Annotated in this window: 21 protein-coding genes; 9 read left to right on the top strand and 12 right to left on the bottom strand. The window is 39.6% G+C overall.

Annotation, left to right across the window (positions count from 1 at the left end; all coding sequences use genetic code 11):
* Positions 1 to 11: 11 nt before the first annotated feature.
* Positions 12 to 2,804, top strand: coding sequence for a M16 family metallopeptidase (locus EWM59_RS10040; protein WP_229239328.1), 2,793 nt, complete (start codon positions 12 to 14; stop codon positions 2,802 to 2,804).
* Positions 2,805 to 3,046: 242 nt separating this feature from the next.
* Here the strand turns inward: EWM59_RS10040 and EWM59_RS10035 are convergent, their stop codons facing one another.
* The 5 genes from EWM59_RS10035 to trpF all read right to left on the bottom strand — a co-directional run bounded on the left by EWM59_RS10035 (position 3,047) and on the right by trpF (position 7,157).
* Positions 3,047 to 4,255: an Lnb N-terminal periplasmic domain-containing protein gene (locus tag EWM59_RS10035; RefSeq protein ID WP_130020834.1), complete on the bottom strand. Its 1,209-nt coding sequence runs from the start codon at positions 4,253 to 4,255 to the stop codon at positions 3,047 to 3,049.
* 82 nt (positions 4,256 to 4,337) lie between these two features.
* Positions 4,338 to 5,348: a toast rack family protein gene (locus EWM59_RS10030; protein ID WP_130020833.1), complete on the bottom strand. Its 1,011-nt coding sequence runs from the start codon at positions 5,346 to 5,348 to the stop codon at positions 4,338 to 4,340.
* Positions 5,349 to 5,463: 115 nt separating this feature from the next.
* Positions 5,464 to 5,937: a PspC domain-containing protein gene (locus EWM59_RS10025; RefSeq protein WP_130020832.1), complete on the bottom strand. Its 474-nt coding sequence runs from the start codon at positions 5,935 to 5,937 to the stop codon at positions 5,464 to 5,466.
* An 82-nt stretch (positions 5,938 to 6,019) separates the two neighbouring features.
* Positions 6,020 to 6,250: a PspC domain-containing protein gene (locus EWM59_RS10020; protein WP_130020831.1), complete on the bottom strand. Its 231-nt coding sequence runs from the start codon at positions 6,248 to 6,250 to the stop codon at positions 6,020 to 6,022.
* Between the two features lie 304 nt (positions 6,251 to 6,554).
* Positions 6,555 to 7,157, bottom strand: a complete 603-nt coding sequence (gene trpF, locus EWM59_RS10015) for a phosphoribosylanthranilate isomerase (RefSeq protein WP_130020830.1) — start codon at positions 7,155 to 7,157, stop codon at positions 6,555 to 6,557.
* A gap of 125 nt (positions 7,158 to 7,282) precedes the next feature.
* Here trpF and mnmA point away from each other — a divergent pair, with 125 nt between their 5' ends.
* The 3 genes from mnmA (at position 7,283) to EWM59_RS10005 (ending at position 10,270) form a co-directional block, all read left to right on the top strand.
* Positions 7,283 to 8,386 carry a tRNA 2-thiouridine(34) synthase MnmA gene (gene mnmA, locus EWM59_RS10010; protein ID WP_130020953.1) on the top strand — a complete coding sequence of 368 codons (1,104 nt, stop codon included), beginning with the start codon at positions 7,283 to 7,285 and terminating at the stop codon, positions 8,384 to 8,386.
* Positions 8,387 to 8,394: 8 nt separating this feature from the next.
* The gene (locus EWM59_RS28775) at positions 8,395 to 8,517 is read left to right on the top strand and encodes a 3-coathanger stack domain-containing protein (protein ID WP_374755942.1); all 123 of its coding nucleotides are present in this window, start codon (positions 8,395 to 8,397) and stop codon (positions 8,515 to 8,517) included.
* Positions 8,518 to 8,629: 112 nt separating this feature from the next.
* Positions 8,630 to 10,270: a S8 family serine peptidase gene (locus tag EWM59_RS10005; protein WP_130020829.1), complete on the top strand. Its 1,641-nt coding sequence runs from the start codon at positions 8,630 to 8,632 to the stop codon at positions 10,268 to 10,270.
* A gap of 131 nt (positions 10,271 to 10,401) precedes the next feature.
* Here the strand turns inward: EWM59_RS10005 and EWM59_RS10000 are convergent, their stop codons facing one another.
* Both EWM59_RS10000 and EWM59_RS09995 read right to left on the bottom strand, forming a co-directional pair.
* Complete coding sequence (locus EWM59_RS10000) at positions 10,402 to 11,274, bottom strand: glycosyltransferase family protein (protein WP_130020828.1); 873 nt, start codon at positions 11,272 to 11,274, stop codon at positions 10,402 to 10,404.
* Complete coding sequence (locus tag EWM59_RS09995; protein ID WP_130020827.1) at positions 11,271 to 11,813, bottom strand: NUDIX hydrolase; 543 nt, start codon at positions 11,811 to 11,813, stop codon at positions 11,271 to 11,273. The genes EWM59_RS10000 and EWM59_RS09995 overlap by 4 nt, the downstream gene beginning before the upstream one ends.
* 67 nt (positions 11,814 to 11,880) lie before the next feature.
* Here EWM59_RS09995 and EWM59_RS09990 point away from each other — a divergent pair, with 67 nt between their 5' ends.
* The gene (locus EWM59_RS09990; RefSeq protein WP_130020826.1) at positions 11,881 to 12,762 is read left to right on the top strand and encodes a DUF2911 domain-containing protein; all 882 of its coding nucleotides are present in this window, start codon (positions 11,881 to 11,883) and stop codon (positions 12,760 to 12,762) included.
* A 196-nt stretch (positions 12,763 to 12,958) separates the two neighbouring features.
* Positions 12,959 to 13,744 (top strand): queuosine precursor transporter, encoded by a 786-nt coding sequence (locus EWM59_RS09985; protein WP_130020825.1) that lies wholly within the window; start codon positions 12,959 to 12,961, stop codon positions 13,742 to 13,744.
* A gap of 39 nt (positions 13,745 to 13,783) precedes the next feature.
* Here the strand turns inward: EWM59_RS09985 and EWM59_RS09980 are convergent, their stop codons facing one another.
* From EWM59_RS09980 to EWM59_RS09965, 4 genes are all read right to left on the bottom strand, one after another.
* Entirely contained in the window at positions 13,784 to 13,948 is a 165-nt protein-coding gene (locus EWM59_RS09980; protein WP_130020824.1) for a FeoB-associated Cys-rich membrane protein, read from the bottom strand.
* A complete protein-coding gene (locus tag EWM59_RS09975; RefSeq protein ID WP_130020823.1) occupies positions 13,945 to 14,469 on the bottom strand; it encodes a YfiT family bacillithiol transferase in 525 nt (174 codons plus the stop codon). The genes EWM59_RS09980 and EWM59_RS09975 overlap by 4 nt, the downstream gene beginning before the upstream one ends.
* Before the next feature lie 30 nt (positions 14,470 to 14,499).
* Entirely contained in the window at positions 14,500 to 15,291 is a 792-nt protein-coding gene (locus EWM59_RS09970) for an inositol monophosphatase family protein (protein ID WP_130020822.1), read from the bottom strand.
* A gap of 61 nt (positions 15,292 to 15,352) precedes the next feature.
* Positions 15,353 to 16,963: a DUF4139 domain-containing protein gene (locus tag EWM59_RS09965; RefSeq protein ID WP_165372149.1), complete on the bottom strand. Its 1,611-nt coding sequence runs from the start codon at positions 16,961 to 16,963 to the stop codon at positions 15,353 to 15,355.
* A 434-nt stretch (positions 16,964 to 17,397) separates the two neighbouring features.
* Between EWM59_RS09965 and EWM59_RS09960 the strand changes: the two genes are divergently transcribed.
* From EWM59_RS09960 to EWM59_RS09950, 3 genes are all read left to right on the top strand, one after another.
* Positions 17,398 to 18,468: an Ldh family oxidoreductase gene (locus EWM59_RS09960; protein ID WP_130020820.1), complete on the top strand. Its 1,071-nt coding sequence runs from the start codon at positions 17,398 to 17,400 to the stop codon at positions 18,466 to 18,468.
* A gap of 222 nt (positions 18,469 to 18,690) precedes the next feature.
* Entirely contained in the window at positions 18,691 to 19,560 is an 870-nt protein-coding gene (locus EWM59_RS09955; RefSeq protein WP_130020819.1) for a carbon-nitrogen hydrolase, read from the top strand.
* A 55-nt stretch (positions 19,561 to 19,615) separates the two neighbouring features.
* Positions 19,616 to 21,523: an ABC-F family ATP-binding cassette domain-containing protein gene (locus EWM59_RS09950; protein WP_130020818.1), complete on the top strand. Its 1,908-nt coding sequence runs from the start codon at positions 19,616 to 19,618 to the stop codon at positions 21,521 to 21,523.
* A gap of 318 nt (positions 21,524 to 21,841) precedes the next feature.
* Here EWM59_RS09950 and EWM59_RS09945 read toward each other — a convergent pair.
* A partial coding sequence (locus tag EWM59_RS09945; protein WP_130020817.1) for a transposase occupies positions 21,842 to 22,130 on the bottom strand: 289 nt, incomplete at its 5' end.

Raw genomic sequence — 22,130 nt, 5'->3', positions numbered from 1 at the left:
TTATGAAAAAGATGAAAAACCTGCTGCTGCTTTTGCTCGTGACCTCACAGACATTTGCACAGAACCTCAACATTCCTATTCCGAATAATCCGGCAGTGAAGACCGGCACACTGAAAAATGGAATTAAATACTATATCCTGAAAAACGCTGAACCTAAAAACCGTATGGAGTTGCGTCTGGTCGTAAATGCCGGGTCAATTCTGGAGACCGACCAGCAGTTAGGAATTGCCCACTTTATGGAACACATGAATTTTAATGGTACCAAAGAGTTTCCTAAAAATCAATTAGTTGATTTTCTGCAAAAGTCGGGGATGAAATTTGGTGCTGATTTGAATGCTTCTACCAGTTTTGATGAAACTATCTACCAGTTACAGGTACCCACCGATTCAGCCAGATTGTTTGAGCGTGCTTTTCAGATTTTAGCCGACTGGTCGCAATATGCTACCTTAGATACTACCGAAATCAATAACGAAAGAGGCATTGTATTAGAAGAAGAAAGAGCCAGATTTAAAAATGCGCAAGGTCGTGTGCAACAAAAGTTGCTTCCACTTTTATTAGGTGATTCAAGATATGCACAACGGATTCCAATTGGCAAGGTTGAGGTACTGACATCGTTCAAGCCGGAACAGATTATCAAATTCTACAAAGACTGGTATCGCCCCGATTTGATGGCGGTGGTAGCCGTAGGCGATTTTGACCCGGCACAGGTTGAGAACCTGATTAAAGAGAAATTTAGCGGTATTCCTGAAAATAAGAAAGGACCTAAACGTGTAACTTATGAAATTCCATTATCTAAAGGAACGCAAACGGCCCTGATTGTTGACAAGGAAATTCCTCAGACAAGCTTTCAGTTTATTACGAAGTTGCCACGTGACAAAACCAAAACACAGGCCGATTATCGCACAGATGTAGCAGAGAGCCTGTTTAATCAGATAATTTCTACACGCTTACAGGATATTACCAAAAAACCAAATCCGCCATTTGTGTTTGCTATTATGAGCTATAGCCCTTTTCTTGCTGGTTTAGATGCTTTTCAGGTCATAACCGTGCCAAAGAACGCCGATGGCCTTGAAGCGGCAATAAAAGCTGTATTAGATGAGAAAGAACGTGTGAAACGTTTTGGTTTTACCAAAGGCGAATTGGAAAGAGCCAAGAAAGACTATATGCTCAGTGTAGAAAAAAATTATAAAGAAAAGGATAAAACCAAATCTGCAGCTTTTGTAAACGGAATGATTCAGAACTACCTGCATGGAAGTGCCTATACTGATGCTGATTTCAGATATAATTTTGTAAAAACCCACCTCGAAGGCATCACATTAGCAGAAGTAAATGCGATAGCCGCCAAAGTGATGAAGGAGGATAACAGCGTAGGTATGGTAATCGGTTCAGAAAAAGACAAGGATAAATTGCCAGATGAGAAGAAAATTCTTGAACTGATTAATACGAAGAACCCAGATTTGAAACCTTATGAAGATGAAGCCGTTGCGACTTCAATTTTAGAACAGGTACCAACCGGAACCAAAGTAGTAGCAGAAAAGAAGATTGAGGAAATTGGCGTAACAGAACTGACTTTTGGCAATGGTATTAAAGTTGCCCTGAAACCAACCAACTTCAAAAACGACCAGATTTTGTTCTCAGGGGTAAGTAAAGGCGGTACCTCTTTATATACCGATGCAGACTATTTTTCGGCAGAACTGGCTACTACGGCTGTTTCACAAGGAGGGATTGGTAAGCTATCAGATGTACAGTTAGATAAATTTCTATCGGGTAAGGTAGCAAATGTATATACCTATATTGATGAATTAAATGAGGGGGTTTCAGGAAATACAACACCAACAGATTTGGAAACCACTTTGCAATTGATGTATGGGTATATTGTGCAACCAAGAAGAGATGATGAAGTGGTAAAAGGTTTTCTGAAAAATCAGAAAGAGTTAATTGCTAACTCCTATAAAACGCTTACCCCTGAAAAAGTATTTAACGATACTATCACAACAACACTTTATCAGAAGAACTTCCGTCGTATGCCAATTAAACCGGAAGATATTGATAGGGTGAACCTTGACCGTGCCTTTGAAATCTACAAAGACCGATTCAGTGATTTAAGTGACTTTACCTTTGTTTTTGTGGGTAATTTTGAAGTAGAAAAAATTAAGCCTTTGTTAGAGAAATATATTGGTGGGTTGCCGTCAACTAAGCGTATAGAATCTTATAAAGACCTGCATATTGATAAAGTAAAAGGGAAAGTAGAAAAAACAGTTTATAAAGGATTAGAAGAAAAAGCGTCGGTAAACCTGCAATTCAACGGTACATTTAATTTTACTGATGAAGAAAAAGTTAATTTAGATGCATTGGCTGAGGTATTAGATATTAAACTGACAGAAAAACTACGGGAGGAAGCTGCGGGAGTGTATTCGCCAAGTATCAGTGCCTCTTATAATAAATTGCCAACTCCAACCTATAATCTTACCATAGCCTTTGGATGCTCGCCTGCCAATGCAGAAAAACTGGCTAAAATTGCATTGGACGAAATTCAGAAAATCAAAACCAATGGTCCGGAATCGACAGATATTGATAAGGTAAAAGCCGAAGAAAAACGTTCAACCGAATTACAGGTAAAAGAAAACAGTTTCTGGAACTCCTATTTAATTGACCAGTACTTTTCTGGCGAAGATTTGAATTTTATCAACCGTTACAGCAAAGAAATGATTGATAAAATAAGTGTAGAGAGCGTGAAGAAAGCCGCTAATCAGTTCTTAAACGATAACTATGCCAAATTTGTATTGTTGCCTGAGAAGAAGTAATTGTAGATGATAATAAAACGAAATGGGGTTGTCTCGAATATAAAATAATTTTTGGCGAAGCCTCGACCCCACACCCCAACCCCTCTCCGCGCGGCGGCCGCCCCAACTGTGGGGAGAGGGGCTTTTTTCGTCCCCTCCCCATTGTTGGGCGGCCGCCGTGCGGGAGGGTTAGGGTGGGGTTATCTCCAATATTATTTGGTACAAAAAACTTTTAAGACCCTATTTAGTTTATATCAATATCTTTAAAAAGTACTCAATTTATTCCTCAAACGCCACCAAACAAAGAAGGCTCTCATCGCTAAAATCAGCACAACCGGAATCAAAGAATAATTAATTTCCTGTGGCAGAAATGCCCAACTTAGCAAAAATAGTATTTGTATAATACCATAAGCTAACAAATGCTTAGCTAACCAGGTACGAGTAGTATCTTTTTTGATAAATAAGGCCATTGGAAACAAAAGAGGATAGGCCCAGATGATATTCAGATTATATTCTGTAACACCATGATTGGTAAAGAACCACAAGAAAACAATTAACCACCCTACAATGCCCGTGATGGTAAACAGTATTTTATCAAACAAGAAGTTTGTATAGTCTTTTTTCAGTTGAAAAAAGGTAAGTCCACCTGTTACTATGAGAAGGCCCCAAAACAGCATATTCGGAGTAATGGCTTCTTTTTCTTTCACCACATCATTCAGAACCTCCGGATTTATTACTGTTTTTTGTGCGACTAATGGCTGCCACACCCCATTTTTTTTGATTTTTGCCTTATCAAAAGCGTCTTTAAGGTTATCAGGCAAAAACATGGCACCATTCGCTCCTGTTACACAATCAGACGGTTGCCCGATTGCTAAATCCATGCCGAAATCAGCCCATAGCTTATTGTTTTTGCGGGCATACACATCAATCCATTGCCGGTAACTACTATCGGCATGTAGTTTGTTTGAAAAACTTAAACTATCTCCACACACCTTTTTCAATACATCTCTCAGGCGACTCGAACAGTTGTCGTAAAAGAATTTATAGGCATACTCTCTGTTTTCCGGCAAATAATTAGTTGCCAAAAAATCGCTTACTCCCTGTTTTTGTTTTTCTGATAAATTTAAAACCTGTTCCTCTACAAGCCTTTTTTCCTGACTCCACCCCGGGTATCTTCCATACCCATTCAGTTCAATCTCAAAATCAACAAGACTTATTTTGTAAGGTAGTGTTCCTCTTAAAAATTTAATATAAAAACCTTTTGCACCAAAATCAAAAGCACCATAATTATATACAACGTCTATTCCTTGCATAGGGTCTTTTATTCTGATACCACTATGTCCAAACGTAGAGTATAGCTCATCGCCGGGGGCAATAGTCAGTAGGCTAATGGTAGCATCTGGTGAAAGGGTTTGAGCAGAAGAAAAAACAGAAATAAAAGCAAAGAATATAAACAGGGTATATTTTTTCATGTAAGGGTTGTTTTCTTACAAAGGTAAAATAAAAGCACACAGGTTTCAAAACCTGTGTGCTTTTTCATTGTGTTAAGTAATCTTAATAACGTACAATCTTGATTGATGATAAACCTGTATCGGCATCAACCTTGATTTTTTTGGTAGCTTTATCGAAGCCCGGTGTTTGCCATACCCCGCTTCCTACTTTTTCAAAACCATCAAGGTCTTTCGAACTCAGGGCACCGTCCATTCTTAACTCACAACCTACGCCTTCAGGAACACTCAGTTTTACGCTTGTTACGCCAGAGTTAATATCTACCTCTACATTATCTACTTTATCGCCTAATTTTACATCAATATCGGCAGCACCCGAATTCATGTTCAGTTTTTTTACTTTATAATCACTGAAATCGAAATCTACCTCTCCGGCACCTATACCTAAATCAATATCCCAGATAGGAGCTTTATTCAGCCTGATAATCACATCATTGTCAAAATTCTCATCGCTGTCAAAATGGAAGTTGCCTTTTTTGCCTTTTTGCTCAAATTCAATAGTTTTTACACCATTTGCCAGGTCTTCGGTCAATACATAACCACTTCTGTATTGTAGGTGAGTAGAAGCTTCAAAAAGATTAGAAGTTGATTCTTCGAGGTCAAATTCTGCTGCTCCGCCACCAATTTTTAATTTGGTTTCGGTTATTCCGGTGGCAATCGGAACAGAATAAAAGTTTTTATAACCATTTCCATCAACTGTATCTGTGCTTGATGATTTGTGGTCGAAATGATTATCGTTATCATCGTCGTCATCATCATCGAAATCTACGTGCCAGTCGTGGCCATCTTTCCAGTCATTCACGCCATCGTCTACACAGGTAAAAATTCCTAATGGGATAGCAAAGGCAATTAAAAGCGCCGAGGTGGCATTGTAAATAGTTCGGCGGCGATTGAGAAACGCAAAGACACCTGCCAGAATCAAGAGAAGAGGCCAGAAGCGGGCGATACCGCCAAATGTCCAATGCAAATCAAACCAGTCGAGATTTGTGCCTAAAAACAGGATACCCACCACAATCAGGATAGCACCCCAGAAAATATTACTTGTTCTTTTTTCCATTGTTTTAAGAGTTTAGAACTCCCTGTATTACCCGTTTATCGGTTAAAAAGGGTAATAAAAACCCTTTCCCATTTTTGGGCGAACCTGAACGAGAAAGGGAGGGAAGTGGGGGTTATTAAAGATTTGTGTCTATATCGTTTTTCGGATAATCAGGGAAATTATCGTCTTTGCGGTCTCTCACAATTAACCAGACACCCAAACCAACCAGAACCAATGGCCACATCTGACCAATGTATCTCCATAGATTAATGTGAAAGAAAGTTTTAAAAGAGAAAATAATACCTAAAATGATGAGGACGGCTCCTCCAACCAAATTGTTGTTTTGATTGCGACTGCTCATAGTTGTAAAGTTTGAGGTTTCAGAATTAATAGTTTCGTTTATTGGTACATCGGCATAACCGTATGTTTCTTTTACAGGTAATACTATCCACAAAATAACATATGTGAGAATTGATGGAAACGGAGTGAAAAATAATAATACAAAAATTACACGAATAAGTGTTACATCTATATTAAAATATTCGGCTAAACCTTGTGAAACTCCTCCCAGGGTCTGATTTTGTCTGATTCTATAAAGTCTCTTTTCCATTTTCTTGTTGGTTAGGGGGCAAGCCATCTGCTTGCCCCGTTTATGTGTTTGCTTGATTCAGGCCGCTGCCTGTCAGTTTGTATTATACCCGCTCGGGGTTAATAATAATTGTATTGTTTGTCATCAACGATTCTTTTGTTGGCATAATCACCCACAAAATGATGTAAGGAATAATGGCAGGGATAGGAGCAAAGAAAGCTACTACAAACAATACCCTAACCAATGTTACATCTATGTTGAAATATTCGGCAAATCCGGCGGCTACACCACCTAACATTTTGCTGTTTTTAATTCTATACAATCGCTTTTCCATTTTCTTAAATATTTTTATGTTTTGTTTTTCTTACTATTTCAACCACTGCTGTGTGATTGATGAAACAAAGATATAGGCAAAAGACGGTACTATGTATAGCAAACTACATGAATGGAAAATTTTAATGTCAAAGGGAAAATTTATAGGACGATTTACAAACGCTGAATCCTTCAATTACCTTTTGAGCGGTGCCGGAATCAAATATTGGCTTAACAAATATAGGATTTAAAGCTGATTTAAGAAATTAAATAGCTGATTATCAAAGCATTAGTTTTTCCGGGACTTTGTAAGGCATTAGATAAGTCTATTCAACTTCTAATTGTTCCAGAATCTCGCTCAACTCATCATAATCTTTATAACCGGGGCGGATTTCGTGTGAGCCTTTCAGAGCAATGCCTTTGATAGGTATTTCTGATAAAACCTGTTGCAGATTGTCAGTATTAATGCCAAAACCTAAAATAACAGGATTATCAAAGGCATATTCTTTCAGGTTATACAAAAAGAACTCAGTCATTTCCTGCCCATCAATCAGAAAATAGGTAACAAAAGAATTATAAAGCTTCAGGTAATCTTCCAGATAAGTACTGTCGCTGTCCAGTTTAAGAATAATGGGTTTACCTAAAGCACTTATTTTGGGTAGTAAAGCAGGCTCAGAGATTTGAAGCAGGTCTATCTGGTAGGTTTGGAGCAATGCAGCTATCTCGTCATAATCTGAAGATTGTGTTTCTCCGACAATCTGCACACCTGCCAGCCACGATTGAATCTCTTTCAGTTTTTCGGCAGGCATATAATCATCAGAAAATTTATCCATCACAAAACCAACCAAATCAACGCCCATACCTGCACAATAACGTGCATCAGATAAATTGGTGATATTACTTACTTTTACAAGAGTTTGAAGTGCCATTCTGAAAATTATTGAAAATAGAGCCTCAAAATTAGCTCAGAACTATTCAGAATCAAATTCTGTTGACTAATTTTGCATATTATTTCACAAAAACGGCAGACTTTGAATCTGCGGCAGTTATACACATGAGCAAACACGGACGAATTTTAGTCGCCATGAGTGGCGGTATCGACAGCTCCCTTGCAGCTGTACTTCTACATGAGCAAGGATACGAAGTGATAGGAATGACCATGAAAACATGGGACTATGCTTCATCTGGCGGAAACAAAAAAGAAACGGGCTGCTGTAGCCTCGATTCTATCAACGATGCCCGTAATATAGCCGTAAATTTAGGTTTTCCGCATTATATTCTCGACATCAGAAATGAGTTTGGCGATTATGTAATCGACCATTTTACAGGCGAATACCTGGAAGGGCGCACGCCCAATCCATGCGTATTGTGTAATACGCATATTAAATGGGATGCCCTTTTGCGAAGAGCAGATAAGCTCGACTGTGAGTTTATTGCCACAGGGCATTATGCCAATATCAGACAGGAGAATAGTCGTTATATTATTTCTAAAGGGGTTGATACCTGGAAAGACCAGAGTTATGTACTATGGGGAGTATCGCAGGAGAGCCTTTCACGTACACAATTACCGTTAGGGCATCTGAAAAAAACAGAAATCAGAGCTATGGCTACCGAAAAAGGCTTTTATGATTTAGTTAATAAATCAGAGTCTTACGAAATCTGTTTTGTGCCTGACAACGATTACAGAGGTTTTCTGAAACGCAGGGTAGAGGGTCTGGAAGACCGGGTAAGAGGTGGAAATTTTGTAATGCAGGATGGTAAAGTAGTAGGTCAACATGAAGGTTATCCGTTTTATACCATCGGTCAGAGAAAAGGATTAGGCATTGCTTTAGGCAAGCCCGTATTTGTAACCGAAATCAGAAAAGATACCAATGAAGTGGTATTGGGTGAAGAAAAAGACCTTGAAAGAGACGGGATGATGGTGGGCAAACTGGTGATGCAAAAATACGAAAATCTGATTGACCGACCGCTGGAAACGGTAACTAAGGTGCGTTATAAACACGAGGGTACACCTGCTGAAATTGTACAGGAAGGTGAGAAAATGAAAGTTATCTTCCATGAACCTGTAACAGGTATTGCACCCGGTCAGGCAGCCGTTTTCTACGAAGGCGATGATGTAATAGGAGGTGGCTGGATTCTGAAAAGTTTCAAGCAGTAGGTTAGAGCCTGTTTAAACATTATAATTCGACCAATAAGTATTTCGCAGAAAATATAGTAGTGCTGAATCCGGGCTTTAAAATTGAAGCCGGAAGTACTTTTCAGACCAAAGTTAGTCCGGGTTGTAATTAAGCTACAGAAAGATAAATCAGTGCCAATCTCACAGAGGTTGGCACTTTTTTTTGCTCCAAAATAACAAATATCAGCCTGTATCGTTATATTTGAAGTATTTACCGGATAATCTATGAAGAAGAATTTACTTGTATGCTTATTGCTTTCGCTTCAATTGTCAGCTTTTGCACAGAATCAATACCTGGTCGTATTTAAAGACAAAGCTAATTCGACCTATTCTGTTGCCAATCCGAAGCAGTTTCTATCTGACCGTTCTATTCAAAGACGCACCAGACAGAACATTGCCATCACCGAGCGTGATTTACCGCCTAATGTGGCTTATCTGACAGAAATCAGCAAAACAGGGGCTAAAATCTTATACAAATCTCGTTGGTTAAATGCCGTATTAGTTCAGGCAACACCTGCCATTCTTACGCAGATACTGAAACTTTCGTTTGTAAAAGGGTTGGAGGGTACAGGCGACATCAGAAATGCACGCACAGGTGGAGTAAGTGAATCGTCGGAGCCAAGAAATAAATTTGATTCAGAAGAGGTAACCGATAACGGGTATTCTCAAACCCAGTTAGCCATGTTAGGGGCTGACAAAATGCACACGAGGGGTTTCAGAGGAGAAGGTATGCTGATAGGTGTATTAGATTCAGGTTTTCAGAATGCCGACCAGTTGAGTTTCTTCAAGGATTTGTTTGCAGATAAAAGAGTGGTAAGTACATTCGATTTTGTTGACCGTGAGGTAAATGTCTATGACGACCACTCGCACGGAACCAATGTGCTCTCTTGTATGGCTGCCTATGAAAGCGGAAAAATAGTAGGTACGGCCTATAAAGCCAGTTATGTACTCTTGCGCACAGAGGATGTTTACTCAGAGACCAAGCGAGAAGAAGCCAACTGGCTATTTGGGGCCGAAATGGCTGATAGTGTGGGTGTAGATGTGATTAATACATCTTTAGGCTATTCTACCTTTGATAACCCCGCACAAAACTATAAGTATTCGGATATGAACGGCGACCGTGCACTGGCAACAAGAGCGGCCGACTGGGCCGCACAGGCCGGAATACTGGTTGTAGCATCGGCAGGAAACGAGGGTAACGGTTCGTGGAAATACATTGGTACTCCGGCGGATGCCGATTCGATTATTGCAGTAGGAGCAGTTACAGGTACCAGAAGTGTGGCTACCTTTAGTTCTTATGGTCCATCGGGAGACGGAAGAATCAAACCGGATTTGGCCGCACAGGGTCAAACTACTTTAGTAGGCACTCCTGGTAATTCGGTAGGGTATAGCAATGGTACTTCTTTTTCTTCGCCGTTAATGGCCGGGTTTGCCGCCAGTTTCTGGCAGGCATTTCCTGAGTTAACCAATATGCAGGTAAGACAATACCTGATTCGTTCGGCCAGCCAGTACGAAAATCCTGATAATAGGGTGGGATATGGCATACCGGATTTTGAAAAAGCGTATCAGATAGCTGAGTTGGATCAGTTAATAACCAATCTGAAAAAACAGGGTAAAGATGTGGTGGTATTCCCGAATCCTGCCAATACCCAGAATGAACCTGTAAAAGTATGGGTACTGAAAGATGATGCCGGACAGAATTTTGAATATAAACTGGTAGATATGACTGGCAAAGTAATCTGGTCAATGGCAACTACCGAGAAAAACATTACATTGCCTGCTAAAGTTGACTACTGGCAAACCAATTATATTCTGAAAGTAACTTCAGAAAACCTGAACTTTACTTCTAAAGTAGCAAGAAATTAGTAGGATTTATTGAAATTGTGAAACCTTGTGTTATTAATGTACATGGTGGCTATGATTTTCTTGCCACAATGTACACGAGATACACAAAGTTTCACAATTTTGCGATATATATTATCACTATGCGGTGGCCTTTAAATAGTCTTATAGTTCTTATATTCTCCGATTCTCCATCCTGTCAGGCTTTCAATAAAAAACAGGATTTTATTTTTTAAGCTATATCGTTTTTCGGCTACATTGAATTTAAAATTCCATGTAGCACTTTCAATACGCTTCTGCATGACTTTCGGGTGCGTACCTTCAAAAATCCTGAGTGAATCTATTTTTGAATAGTCAAAGTCTATATTATCAGGTTGCATTTTATCAATCTCCTCCTGTGTATGCCAAAGGGCATGAAAACTGCGCACTTTTTCAGCCATTTTCTTGGGTGGCCGTACCCAACCATAATGATAAATGTGGGCATTAATAGGTTTTACATGCAATTTGGTATTATCCAGTTTACGGAAACCTTGCGCATCACGGTAAGAAGCTACCTGTTTTGTATGTCTGATAATTCTGATTTCATTCCGATACCATTTTCTTGAATCGGCTACATAATTATAAGAACCATAGAAATGGGTATATTTAAAAAGTAACCCTTCTACGGTTAAATCATGCTCGTATTGTTGCATGGCTTGTCTGATGGTGTGGTAGTATTGCTCATGCACTACTTCATCACATTGAATATAAAATGCCCAGGTAGTATCAGCACTGATTGCCGCCAATGCCTTATCGGTCTCAACAGCCAGGACTCTACCCCCAGTTTTGAGAGAATCGTCCCATACAGTTTCGATAATTCGGATTTTATCTGACTTAATGGATTGAATCAATGCCAATGTATTGTCTTCGGATTGACCTACTGCTACCACAAATTCATCACACATCGGTAATACCGAAGTAATGGCTTCAACAGCAGGATAATCGTATTTAATGGCATTACGAACGATGGTAAATCCTGTAACTTTCATACGGTTTTTAAAGTTTTTCTTACCATTCTCATCATTGACTCTTCGTTATTCAATTCTTCAACTTTAGTTAAAGCAATCCATGCCAGGTCGGTAGATTCTTCTGTTATTAGCAAAGGTAATTCTTTATCTGCCCGAAATAAAAACCGGACATCATAATGCAGATGTTCTGGTATGCCTTTGCGCTCGGGTATTGTATGAATATCTACATCAAAAATACTTTCGTTATCTACCTGTATCTCGCTTACGCCTGTTTCTTCAATTGCTTCTTTCAAGGCTACAGCCAGCACATCGCTGTCTCCGTCGCAATGCCCACCCGGTTGAAACCATCTGTCCAGTTTCCGGTGATGTGTCAATAAAACAAATTCTCCTGAATTATCTAAAATCCATGCCGAACCTGTTACATGCCCGATGAGCAACTCCCGGTCAAAGCAATTCGTATGTGTATTTACGAAGTCAATGGCTTGTTTTGTCATAGTTTGCTCATTTATATCTTCGCTTTTATACTGATTCAGTAATTCAAGTATTTTTTTTCGGTGCATACTTCAACAATTATTATTAATTTGCGGCGAAAATTAGTTTATTAAAACAACGAAATATCACAATTAAATGAAAAAAATTACATGTCTTTTGGTAAGTTGTTTATTGTCAGCAACTTATGCTTTTGCTCAGGTAGCACCTGCCCCAAGTCCCGCTGCTTCAGTTTCTCAGGTAGTAGGCACTGCAAAAATATCTGTTGATTATTCTCGCCCTATGTTAAGAGGACGTGAGATTTTTGGAAAATTAATTCCTTTCGATAAAGTGTATCGTACAGGTGCCAATGCTGCTACAAAAATTGAAACCTCAAGCGATATTACCGTACAAGGAAAAACATTGAAAGCAGGTAAATATGCCATTATGTCTATTCCTTCGGCTTCTAACTGGACAGTGATATTCAGCAAAGACCTGAACGTAAGCGAGCAGAGTTATAGCCAATCAAACGATGTATTGAGAGTAACGGCACCAGCACAATCAGTGCCAACGGTTGAATCATTTACCATCGATTTCTCAGATGTAAAAGACGATGCAGCTACTTTGAATATCTCTTGGGAAAAAACAAAAGTTTCTCTAACCATTGGTGTTGATAACATCACCGCTATGGATGTGGCTCTGACACAAAAAAGTAACGATGCTTCTAATGCCTATCAACAAGCAGCTGAATACATGGTGAATAAAGGATTGGATTTGAATAAAGCCTTGACTTTAATTGACAAATCTTTAGCCTTACGTGAGAATTTTCGTAATAACTGGATTAAAGCACAGATTCTTGATAAATTAGGTCGTCCGTCAGAAGCATTAGGCTTTGCTTTGAAAGCACAGGCTTTAGGCGATGGTGATGGTATTTATCCTTTCTTCAAAGATGGTATCGAAAAAGGTATCACTGATATGAAAGCAAAAATTCCTGCGGCTGTTCCGGTAGAAAAAACGCCTTCTAAGAAAAAGAAAGCGTAAGTTAAGGTAGAACGAACTGAAAATCCCAGACGAAAGCTAACTTTGTCTGGGATTTTTATTTTATCCGGACATTAAAAATTAGCTGTATAAACGAATAAAAAACCGAAAGGTATTTGACAAAAAGAGATTTACCCTTAATTTTAGACAAATAAAGCTGAATAGCCTTAGCTCAATTACTCATGTACTAAATACTACCATGACAACAGATTCAATCAGTTCGAAGAAACAAACGCTTTATATCATTTTGTGTGGCATTTTTCTGACTAATGCCATTGTAGCAGAAATCATAGGCTCAAAAATCTTTTCGGTTGAACAAACATTAGGTATTGCGCCCATGCAATTGCCACTTTTCGGACAGAAATTTGATTTTAATATGTCGGCTGGGGTATTAAACTGGCCTTTTGTATTTATTACTTCTGATATTATCAATGAGTATTTCGGGAAGAGTGGTGTAAGAAAGATTTCTTACCTGACAGCTATTCTTATTGCTTATTCCTTTATTATTATCTATATATCAACCATTGTTACACCTGCCGGATTCTGGGTCAACCATAACAGTAAAGATTTATCCGGCAATCCGTTAAATATCAACGATGCCTATAAAATCATTTTTCGTCAGGGATTGGGCATAATTTTAGGCTCTATTACCGCCTTTTTGGTAGGGCAGGTGTTAGATGCTACCGTGTTTCACTGGTTGCGTACCCGTACTAAAAATAAGATGATATGGTTAAGAGCAACAGGATCAACGCTTATTTCGCAGCTAATAGATAGTTTTGTAGTAGTATTTATAGCGTTTTACGTATTCAATAACTGGACTTTGACCGAGGTATTTACTACAGGTACCAATAACTATATCTATAAATTTACAGTTGCTGTACTTTTAACGCCCGTAATTTATCTGGCACATAACCTGATAGATAAATATTTAGGCAAAGAACACGCACATAAAATTATTGATGAAGCTACTTTTACACCCATGTAAGTAGTTCAAACGAATATAATTTCCTGCGCTTAAAAGCTATTACTGCTCTTTTATAGTAGGAAATTTCGACATATCGACCTGACATGTGCCACAGCCTTTGGCGCATCCTGCGTTGTTTTTTACTGTGAACTGTTTTCTTACGGTATTGCCCAAATAAGCTAATGCGCCTATAAATACAATACCTATAACAATAGTTTCTATCATCTTCTTCCTAAGGCTTGTAAAATATGTTGGTAGTGATGTTCTGAATGCCAGGCATATAGCGCAATCACTTCCTGAATCTCAAAAGATTTCTGATACCCACCATGATAATAAGTCTTTTTTAATGCTTGTTTATCGAGACTTTTAAACAAAAACACCATCCGTTTATGTACCCCCTCCACAATTTGTAATGAAGGTTTTACAGGCAACTGATGGTCGGGTAATTGCGCCCACGCTGCTTCATCATAACCTTTTATGGGCGGATTTTGTTCAGTCAGGGCAAAACGAATGCGTGTAAACATATTAATATGGCTATCAGCTATGTGATGCACTACCTGACGCACTGTCCAACCCTCCGGTCTGTAAGGAGTATCTAATTCGGCATCGCTGAGACTGGTGGTCAAGGCTTTTAACCGTTGAGGGAGTTTTTCTAACACCTTAATATGTGCTTTGGTATCACGCATGGTGTATTTTTTGCCATAGACAAAATCACCAATCGGGTATTTCAATTGTTCAAGAGTCATAAACAGGGAGTAGGTTTAGTAAAAGGTGTTTCAATTCCAATAACGCTGTATTTCGGCCAATAGTTCTGCATGAACGGCGGAACCTGCTACTACATCGCCTCTGAAAAGATGCTCGTCGGTACCTGAAAAATCGGTAACGATTCCACCTGCTTCGGTGATTAACAAGATGCCCGCAGCCATATCCCAGGCATTGAGGTTATATTCATAAAAACCATCAAAATATCCACAGGCTACATAGGCTAAATCTATGGCGGCAGAACCCATCCGGCGCAGACCATGTGTTTTCTGCATCAGCGATTCTAATATTTTCAGATACTTGTCCTGATTGTCAAATTTATAATAAGGGAATCCGGTAGCTAACAGGCTTTCTCCTAAATGCTTGTTAGGCGAAACACTGATTTTTTCTCCATTTCTGAAAGCACCACCACCCTTGGTAGCAGAGAAAATTTCCTGCGTACAAACATTATAAACTACCCCTACCAACACATCTTTTCCTTGTGCCAAAGCTAAACTCACCGAATAGTTAGGTAAGTTATGGATAAAATTGGCTGTACCATCCAATGGGTCTATAATCCAGTTGAGGCCGTTCTGGTCTTTGGTGTCGGCAGTTCCTTCTTCGGTAATAAAACCTGCTTCTGGGAGAATCTTCTCTAACTGACTGACAATGAGTTTTTCTGTTTCCTTATCAACGTACGATACTACGTTATTAACTGCCTTGTATTCAACCGATGCGGTACTGAATTTTTGGGCCTCAGTGGCGATAAACTGCCCTGCCTCTTGTGCTACCAGAATAACATCCTGACAGATTTTTTCTAAATTCATAATATATTATGTGGTGCGAACGTCCCGTTAGCCTATTCTTCTTTTTAGTTTTAAGACGTAATTACAAACCCTGAATATTTTTCCCTTTAGGATATTTTACGTTATATTTCAACGTCAGTTCTTTGTTATCTAATGGTTGCAAAGTTAAACGCCAGATGAGTTTTCCGGTTTCTTTATTGTATTCTGCGCCTTGTATCTCTTCAGTTTCTACTTCAATGCGGCTATCCTGAGAAATAGGTATCTGGTCTTCTATCACAATATCGATTGGCTCGCTTTTGGTGTTTCTTAAGGTGATGCGGTAGCCAAATGATTCTCTGACATTAGAGCCAATATTTCTTCTTGCTTTATATTCTTCAATGACTTCTCTTTTGGTGATAATTTTTTTATCACGTCCCAACGAAATCAGTAAAGAGTCTTTGGTATCGCTGTTCCCAATGTTTGAAGTACCCACAAAGGTGCCTTCAAAATAAATATTAGCACTACCCGGAAGCAGATTATATTTTTCCCAGTTTGTGATGATTGCCGTCAGAAAGGCATCTTTATCATATTTAGGAACCGCATAATATTTGTAAGTAGCAGGCAGATTGAAATTCTGAATATCAACCATTTCAGGATTTCCTCCTGAAATAACTGTGTAAGGCGTGGTAATATCAAAATTTACCGCTAAGGTAGTTTGAATGGTGTTGACAAAATCTGCGGTTGTTGCAAAATTATCAGCCGAGTCTTTGACTTCCTCCGCCATTACCGCTTTGGGTGCAGCATACATTGCACGTCCGTCTACTGAGCCTCCTCTCGCCAAAGGCACTGGCTCATAAACACTCACATACTGTGCACTTAATTCCGGTTTTGTACCGCCTTCCGATGGGTTTGAGGTTGAGAGAGTCAGTCTTACATTCTTCCAGTCGATACCTGTGCTCTGGTAGACATTGGCACGGTAAGCCAGGGCAATATCACTGCGCACATCTTTGGCTCTGATGTCATACACAGGCGACCAACCTGCCGCATTAGCCACATAACTCAAATTAATATCAAGCGTAGCATTGGCTTTAGATGATACGGTTAACTCTATTTCTCCGGCAGGTTGATTCAGATTTCCACCTTGTGAAGTAAGCTGGCGTTGCAAGCGAGCCAGTTTATCATTAGCTTCTTTTGATTGTCGGGCCAGTTGCATCTGACGGGTACCTATTTCTGTCAGTTTCGTACGGAAAAAATCAAGCATTTCCTTTAAATCCTCTGGTGTTACGCCATCTTTTTCGTTTTTAATACTGGCATTTGCCATCAGCATATTGCGCTCGTTGTCGGCCACTTTTATCAGCATATCAATCGTTTCTACCTCAGTACGGGTAATTCTGATAGAATCTTCCAATACATTCCGTTTTTTATTGCCGAGGTAGTTATGCTTGAATTTTACCCCCATTATTACCACATCTCCTTTGCCACCTACCTGAATACTATTGGCATCGATGGTAGAGGCTATATTGCTGATAATCAGTTTGGTGGTACCTGTTTGTACAGTTGCTTTTACTTTTGCATCAATCTGCGCACGATTCAGAAATACGGTAATGTGTTGATTTTCAGCCTCTACACGAACCTGATTCTGAGAGAAAACAAAGATTCGCATACCCAGCAAAAAGACAAAGAAAGGGAAGCCTCTGAAAAAAGATTTTTTCATAACAAATAGGTTTAGAGCATTTTTAAAAATTATGATTCGACCTGCAAAGGCATCTTTTTTAGCTATACTGTGTTGCATTTTTTCGATGTAGCTGCCGCTTCGGCGGTCCGATGGCTACATCTGCAAAATGCGCCCGTGCGACGTCCGCTTGTCTATCCAAAAAATATGTACTTTTCGGCGGCCGTCGCGCGGTCAGAATAACAAAATTTAAAAATGCTCTTAGAACAAAGGTGGTAAAACAGGTATGATTAATTATACCAATAACGATACTGATTGGTGAAAACATACCAATTTTAAAGACAATTTTAAGAAAAAATATTGGGTTTGCCGTTTTTTATTTTCCTTTGCTGAAAAAATAATGAGAAGATAATTTTCAAGTGCCTTTTCGTTAGAAAAGCGTTGTAATGAAGTTTATCTGTTAGCTGATTGAAAAGATGATTAAAGAAAAAAGATTAAGAAGTTTTACAGAAAAAATATTCAAAGCTCTGGGTTGTTCGGGCAAAGATGCCAGACTTGCGGCTGATGTACTGGTTTCAGCCGATTTAAGAGGGGTCGATTCTCATGGAACAGCCCGGTTGGGAGGCTATGTAAGGTTATATGACAATGGCCGTCTGAATCCTACGCCACAAATCAGAATTATTCATGAAACGCCTTCTACGGCTGTGATTGACGGAGACAAAGGCTTAGGATTAGTTGTAGCTCCTTTTGCCATGAAAGTAGCCATGCGAAAGGCCAAAAGATATGGTTCGGGCTGGATTTCGGTTCAGAACTCTAATCACTTTGGAATTGCAGGCTACCATTCTATGCTTGCCTTGCAGAACGATATGATAGGATGGGCCATGACTAATGCGGCACCATTGGTAGTGCCTACTTTTGCTACCGAGAAAATGTTAGGTACTAACCCGATTGCAGTATCGGTTCCTGCCGGAGAACAACCCCCGTTTGTAGCCGATTTTGCCACTACGGCAGTAGCTTACGGCAAATTAGAAATACTGCAACGCAAAGGTTTGCCTGCGCCCATTGGTTGGGTTCAGGATGCCAATGGAGGAGCAACCGATGACTCGAACGCTATTAAAAATGGGGGAGGGCTTCTGCCTTTGGGTGGCGACCGTGAGCATGGCAGCCATAAGGGTTATGGTTTAGGGGCTATTGTAGATATTTTTTCAGGGGTTTTGTCAGGGGCTAATTTTGGGCCCTGGGTGCCACCTTTTGCAACTGCCGGATTTCATGGGGTAGCTGCCGAGCAGGTCGGTAAAGGTACAGGACATTTTTTAGGTGCTATGCGTATTGATGGTTTCCGCCCGAAAGAAGAGTTTAAAGAAAGCATGGATACCTGGATTAAGCGATTCAGAGAGACCAAACATATCAGCGGGAATCCTGTACTTATTCCGGGCGACCCTGAAAGAGAATTAGAAAAAATCAGAAGAACCGACGGAATCCCTTTGAATGAAAAAGTAATAGAAGATTTAAAAGGATTAGGCGAGCGGTTTAATGTGAGGTTTTGATTTTAGACGTTTCGTTTGTATCGCGATTCTTCCGGTTCGTCGTTGCGGAAATCGTATTGCTGAAATTAATGAATAATCAATTTTTAATATATTCCTTCTTAAACTTGAAAGTATAGCCAAATGTAGTTGATAAATACAGCAAGAAGATTCAGCAAGCCGGATACTAACTACAATATTCTGATATTTTTTTAGTAATTTTGCAGTTCACAGAACGCATAGTACATGAAAAAAATTAAGGTTGGCTTAGTACAAATGTCTTGTTCGGCCGATGTAACCGAAAATACAAACAAAGCCATAGCAGGGATTAAGAAAGCGGCAGAAAATGGTGCAAACATTGTTTGTCTGCAAGAACTCTTTACTTCTCTTTACTTTTGTGATGTAGAAGACCACGACAACTTTAAATTAGCAGAAGCCATTCCGGGGCCTACTACCATGAGTTTATCGGCAGTAGCCAAAGAGCATAATGTGGTAATTATTGCCTCATTGTTTGAAAAACGGGCCGCCGGACTGTATCATAATACTACTGCTGTGATTGATGCCGATGGTACTTATCTGGGTAAATACCGTAAAATGCACATTCCTGACGACCCCGGATATTATGAGAAATTTTACTTCACACCCGGCGATTTAGGTTATAAAGTGTTTGATACCAAATTTGCGAGAATAGGCGTACTAATCTGCTGGGACCAATGGTACCCTGAGGCATCACGCATTACCTCTCTGATGGGTGCAGAAGTGCTGTTTTTCCCTACAGCCATCGGTTGGGATACCAATGAAAAAGAAAATGAAGCCAATATTGAACAATACAATGCCTGGCAGACCATTCAGCGAAGCCATGCAGTAGCCAATGGGGTACATGTGGTTTCGGTAAACAGAGTAGGACGTGAGGCCGACCAGCAATTCTGGGGAGGTAGTTTTGTAGCTAATCCATTTGGAAGCCTCCTGTATCTGGCCTCTCACGACAAAGAAGAAGTACATGTGCAGGAAATAGACCTGGCACTGACAGATAAATATCGTACCACCTGGCCTTACCTGAGAGACAGAAGAATTGACAGTTATGGCCCGATTCTGAAAAGATATATTGACGAATAAAAACATACCCAAAGAAAATTGCATCGGCTTGCCGGTGATTTAATAGAATTTTTAAATGCTTACAATTAATAATTTATCGTTTTATTTTGGTGGAAGAGCCATCTTTGATGGAGCAAATTTACAGATTAAGCCTAAAGACAGGATTGGACTGATTGGTCTGAACGGGATGGGTAAATCAACCCTATTGAGGCTGATTGTAGGTGAATACCAACCTGACGGGGGTAGCATCTCTAAATCGGGGGATACAACCATCGGTTTCTTAAATCAGGACTTATTGTCTTACCAAACGCAGGATTCTATTTTAGCAGTAGCGATGCAGGCTTTTGAGCGTGAAAACTACCTGCAAATAGAGATTGATAAGGTGCTCCATGAAATGGAAGTAAATTATCGGGATGAACTGGTAGATAAATTAGGGCATCTGCAAGAAGAGTTTGACCATCTGGGGGGGTACACGATTCAGTCGAAAGCAGAGGAAATATTAGAAGGGTTAGGCTTCAAGACCGAAGAGTTGCATAAACCTTTGAAAGAGTTTTCGGGAGGTTGGCGTATGCGTGTAATGCTCGCCAAATTGCTTCTGCAAAAACCATCGCTATTATTATTAGATGAGCCTACCAACCACCTGGACTTACCATCGATTCAGTGGGTTGAGAAATATATTGTGAACTACGAAAATTCGGTAGTAGTTGTGTCTCACGACCGTGAGTTCTTGGATAATGTGTGTAATACGACTGTTGAGGTAACACAGAATAAACTATGGTCTTATCCGGGCAATTATTCATTTTTTGTAGAAGAAAAAGCCCTGAGAAGCGAGATTCAGAAGAGTGCTTTTGAAAACCAGCAGGCACAGATACGCCAGACCGAACGTTTTATTGAGCGTTTCAAAGCCAAAGCCTCTAAATCCCGTCAGGTACAATCCCGTGTAAAAGCATTGAATAAATTAGAACTGATTGATGATGTAATTGATGCCAATGCACGTGTTCACTTCAAGTTCAGATTTAGTGTGAATCCGGGGCGGCATGTGATGGCATTAGAGCACGTTAATAAAGCTTATGGCGAGAAGGTGATTCTGAAAGACAGTACCGTTCATATTGAAAGAGGTGATAAAATTGCTTTGATTGGAGCTAATGGTAAGGGTAAATCAACCTTGTTGAGAATCATTGCCGGAACAGAGCAGATACAGGGTACCAGAAAGTTAGGGCATAATGTTAATTTCTCTTTCTTTGCACAGCATCAGTTAGAGTCTTTGCATATGGATGAAACCTTGCTCGAAGAATTGAAATATGCAGATTCGGCCAAAACAGAGCAGGAATTGCGATTGGTTCTGGGCTGTTTTCTGTTTCAGGGAGAAGATGTTTTCAAGAAAATCAAGGTACTTTCGGGAGGGGAGAAGTCAAGGGTTGCTTTGGCAAAAGTATTAATTTCAGAAGCAAACTTTTTGCTGCTCGATGAGCCTACCAACCACTTGGATATGCAGTCGGTCAATATCCTGATTCAGGCTTTAGACCAGTATGAAGGTACGTATGTAGTTGTTTCCCATGACCGTCACTTTGTAAGTCAGGTAGCCAATAAAATCTGGTACATTGAAGACTACCAGATTAAAGAATATCCGGGTACTTATGACGAATACGAAACCTGGGTAGAGGAAAACAAAAATAATAAACAGTCCGCACCGCCACCTCCGCCTGCACCTGTGAAAAAAGAAGAAAAACCTGCTCCGGTGGCAGCAGTAAACAATAAAAATCAGAACGAAATCAAGAAACTGGAGCGTGAGATTGAAGAGATAGAGGCAAAAATTACTGATTTAGAAAAAAAGAAAACGCTTTTAGAGGAAAAATTAGCTGACCCAACGATTTTTGGTGATAGTCAGACACTGCAAAAAACAAACATTGACTACGAACAAACCAAAGCAGCATTAGTGAAACTGAATGAGGTTTGGGAGAGTAAAATGATGGAGATTGCCTGAAAATAGAAGAGGTCGTCTTCTATGTTGAAAAACAAGCTTCGAGTTGATTTTTTTTGGTTTATTTAAATAATAGGCAATAGTTGTTATTGTTCTGTTGGAATGTGGGTAAGCTGCAAGCTTATCCATATTTCAACAGAACTTTTTTTAACTATAAACCAATCTTCTATGAGTGAACATCTCCAATGGAGAGTCACAAGTTAGCTATTATGTTATATAGGTGTGGGACGCAAACTCAAAATAGTGAACACTCTTTATTAGAGGTCACAGACGGCCTCAAGCGTTACCCCACCTGATAATGGTTTAATAGATATATGTTCTCTACAGACCCTGATTGATTCGATAGGGTTCTTTATTCTTTAGTACAAATCGAATTCTGTTCAGTAATTTTCTGGCTACCTTGACGATAGCTTTATTAGGTTCCATCTTTTTGATGGCAGCCTTATAAGCCAATAACAAGGAGGCATCATATCTGATACACATCCAACTGACCTCCACAAGGATATATTTCAAATATACATTCCCTCTTTTAGTAATTCTTCCCACTCTTTTGGTTTCTCCACTGTCATGACTATTAGGAATCAGTCCTACATAAGCTGACAGTTCTTTT

It is taken from the genome of Emticicia agri, from assembly GCF_004168285.1.
Classification (GTDB): domain Bacteria; phylum Bacteroidota; class Bacteroidia; order Cytophagales; family Spirosomataceae; genus Emticicia; species Emticicia agri.
The sequence above is the reverse complement of the archived record's forward strand: the minus strand, read 5'-3'. Positions and strand labels throughout refer to the sequence as shown.

Coding starts and splice junctions, on each gene's coding strand:
- EWM59_RS10040 (WP_229239328.1), top strand. CDS start 12: ATGAAAAACCTGCTGCTGCTTTTGCTCGTGACCTCACAGACATTTGCA.
- EWM59_RS10035 (WP_130020834.1), bottom strand. CDS start 4,255: ATGAAAAAATATACCCTGTTTATATTCTTTGCTTTTATTTCTGTTTTT.
- EWM59_RS10030 (WP_130020833.1), bottom strand. CDS start 5,348: ATGGAAAAAAGAACAAGTAATATTTTCTGGGGTGCTATCCTGATTGTG.
- EWM59_RS10025 (WP_130020832.1), bottom strand. CDS start 5,937: ATGGAAAAGAGACTTTATAGAATCAGACAAAATCAGACCCTGGGAGGA.
- EWM59_RS10020 (WP_130020831.1), bottom strand. CDS start 6,250: ATGGAAAAGCGATTGTATAGAATTAAAAACAGCAAAATGTTAGGTGGT.
- trpF (WP_130020830.1), bottom strand. CDS start 7,157: ATGGCACTTCAAACTCTTGTAAAAGTAAGTAATATCACCAATTTATCT.
- mnmA (WP_130020953.1), top strand. CDS start 7,283: ATGAGCAAACACGGACGAATTTTAGTCGCCATGAGTGGCGGTATCGAC.
- EWM59_RS10005 (WP_130020829.1), top strand. CDS start 8,630: ATGAAGAAGAATTTACTTGTATGCTTATTGCTTTCGCTTCAATTGTCA.
- EWM59_RS10000 (WP_130020828.1), bottom strand. CDS start 11,274: ATGAAAGTTACAGGATTTACCATCGTTCGTAATGCCATTAAATACGAT.
- EWM59_RS09995 (WP_130020827.1), bottom strand. CDS start 11,813: ATGCACCGAAAAAAAATACTTGAATTACTGAATCAGTATAAAAGCGAA.
- EWM59_RS09990 (WP_130020826.1), top strand. CDS start 11,881: ATGAAAAAAATTACATGTCTTTTGGTAAGTTGTTTATTGTCAGCAACT.
- EWM59_RS09985 (WP_130020825.1), top strand. CDS start 12,959: ATGACAACAGATTCAATCAGTTCGAAGAAACAAACGCTTTATATCATT.
- EWM59_RS09980 (WP_130020824.1), bottom strand. CDS start 13,948: ATGATAGAAACTATTGTTATAGGTATTGTATTTATAGGCGCATTAGCT.
- EWM59_RS09975 (WP_130020823.1), bottom strand. CDS start 14,469: ATGACTCTTGAACAATTGAAATACCCGATTGGTGATTTTGTCTATGGC.
- EWM59_RS09970 (WP_130020822.1), bottom strand. CDS start 15,291: ATGAATTTAGAAAAAATCTGTCAGGATGTTATTCTGGTAGCACAAGAG.
- EWM59_RS09965 (WP_165372149.1), bottom strand. CDS start 16,963: ATGAAAAAATCTTTTTTCAGAGGCTTCCCTTTCTTTGTCTTTTTGCTG.
- EWM59_RS09960 (WP_130020820.1), top strand. CDS start 17,398: ATGATTAAAGAAAAAAGATTAAGAAGTTTTACAGAAAAAATATTCAAA.
- EWM59_RS09955 (WP_130020819.1), top strand. CDS start 18,691: ATGAAAAAAATTAAGGTTGGCTTAGTACAAATGTCTTGTTCGGCCGAT.
- EWM59_RS09950 (WP_130020818.1), top strand. CDS start 19,616: ATGCTTACAATTAATAATTTATCGTTTTATTTTGGTGGAAGAGCCATC.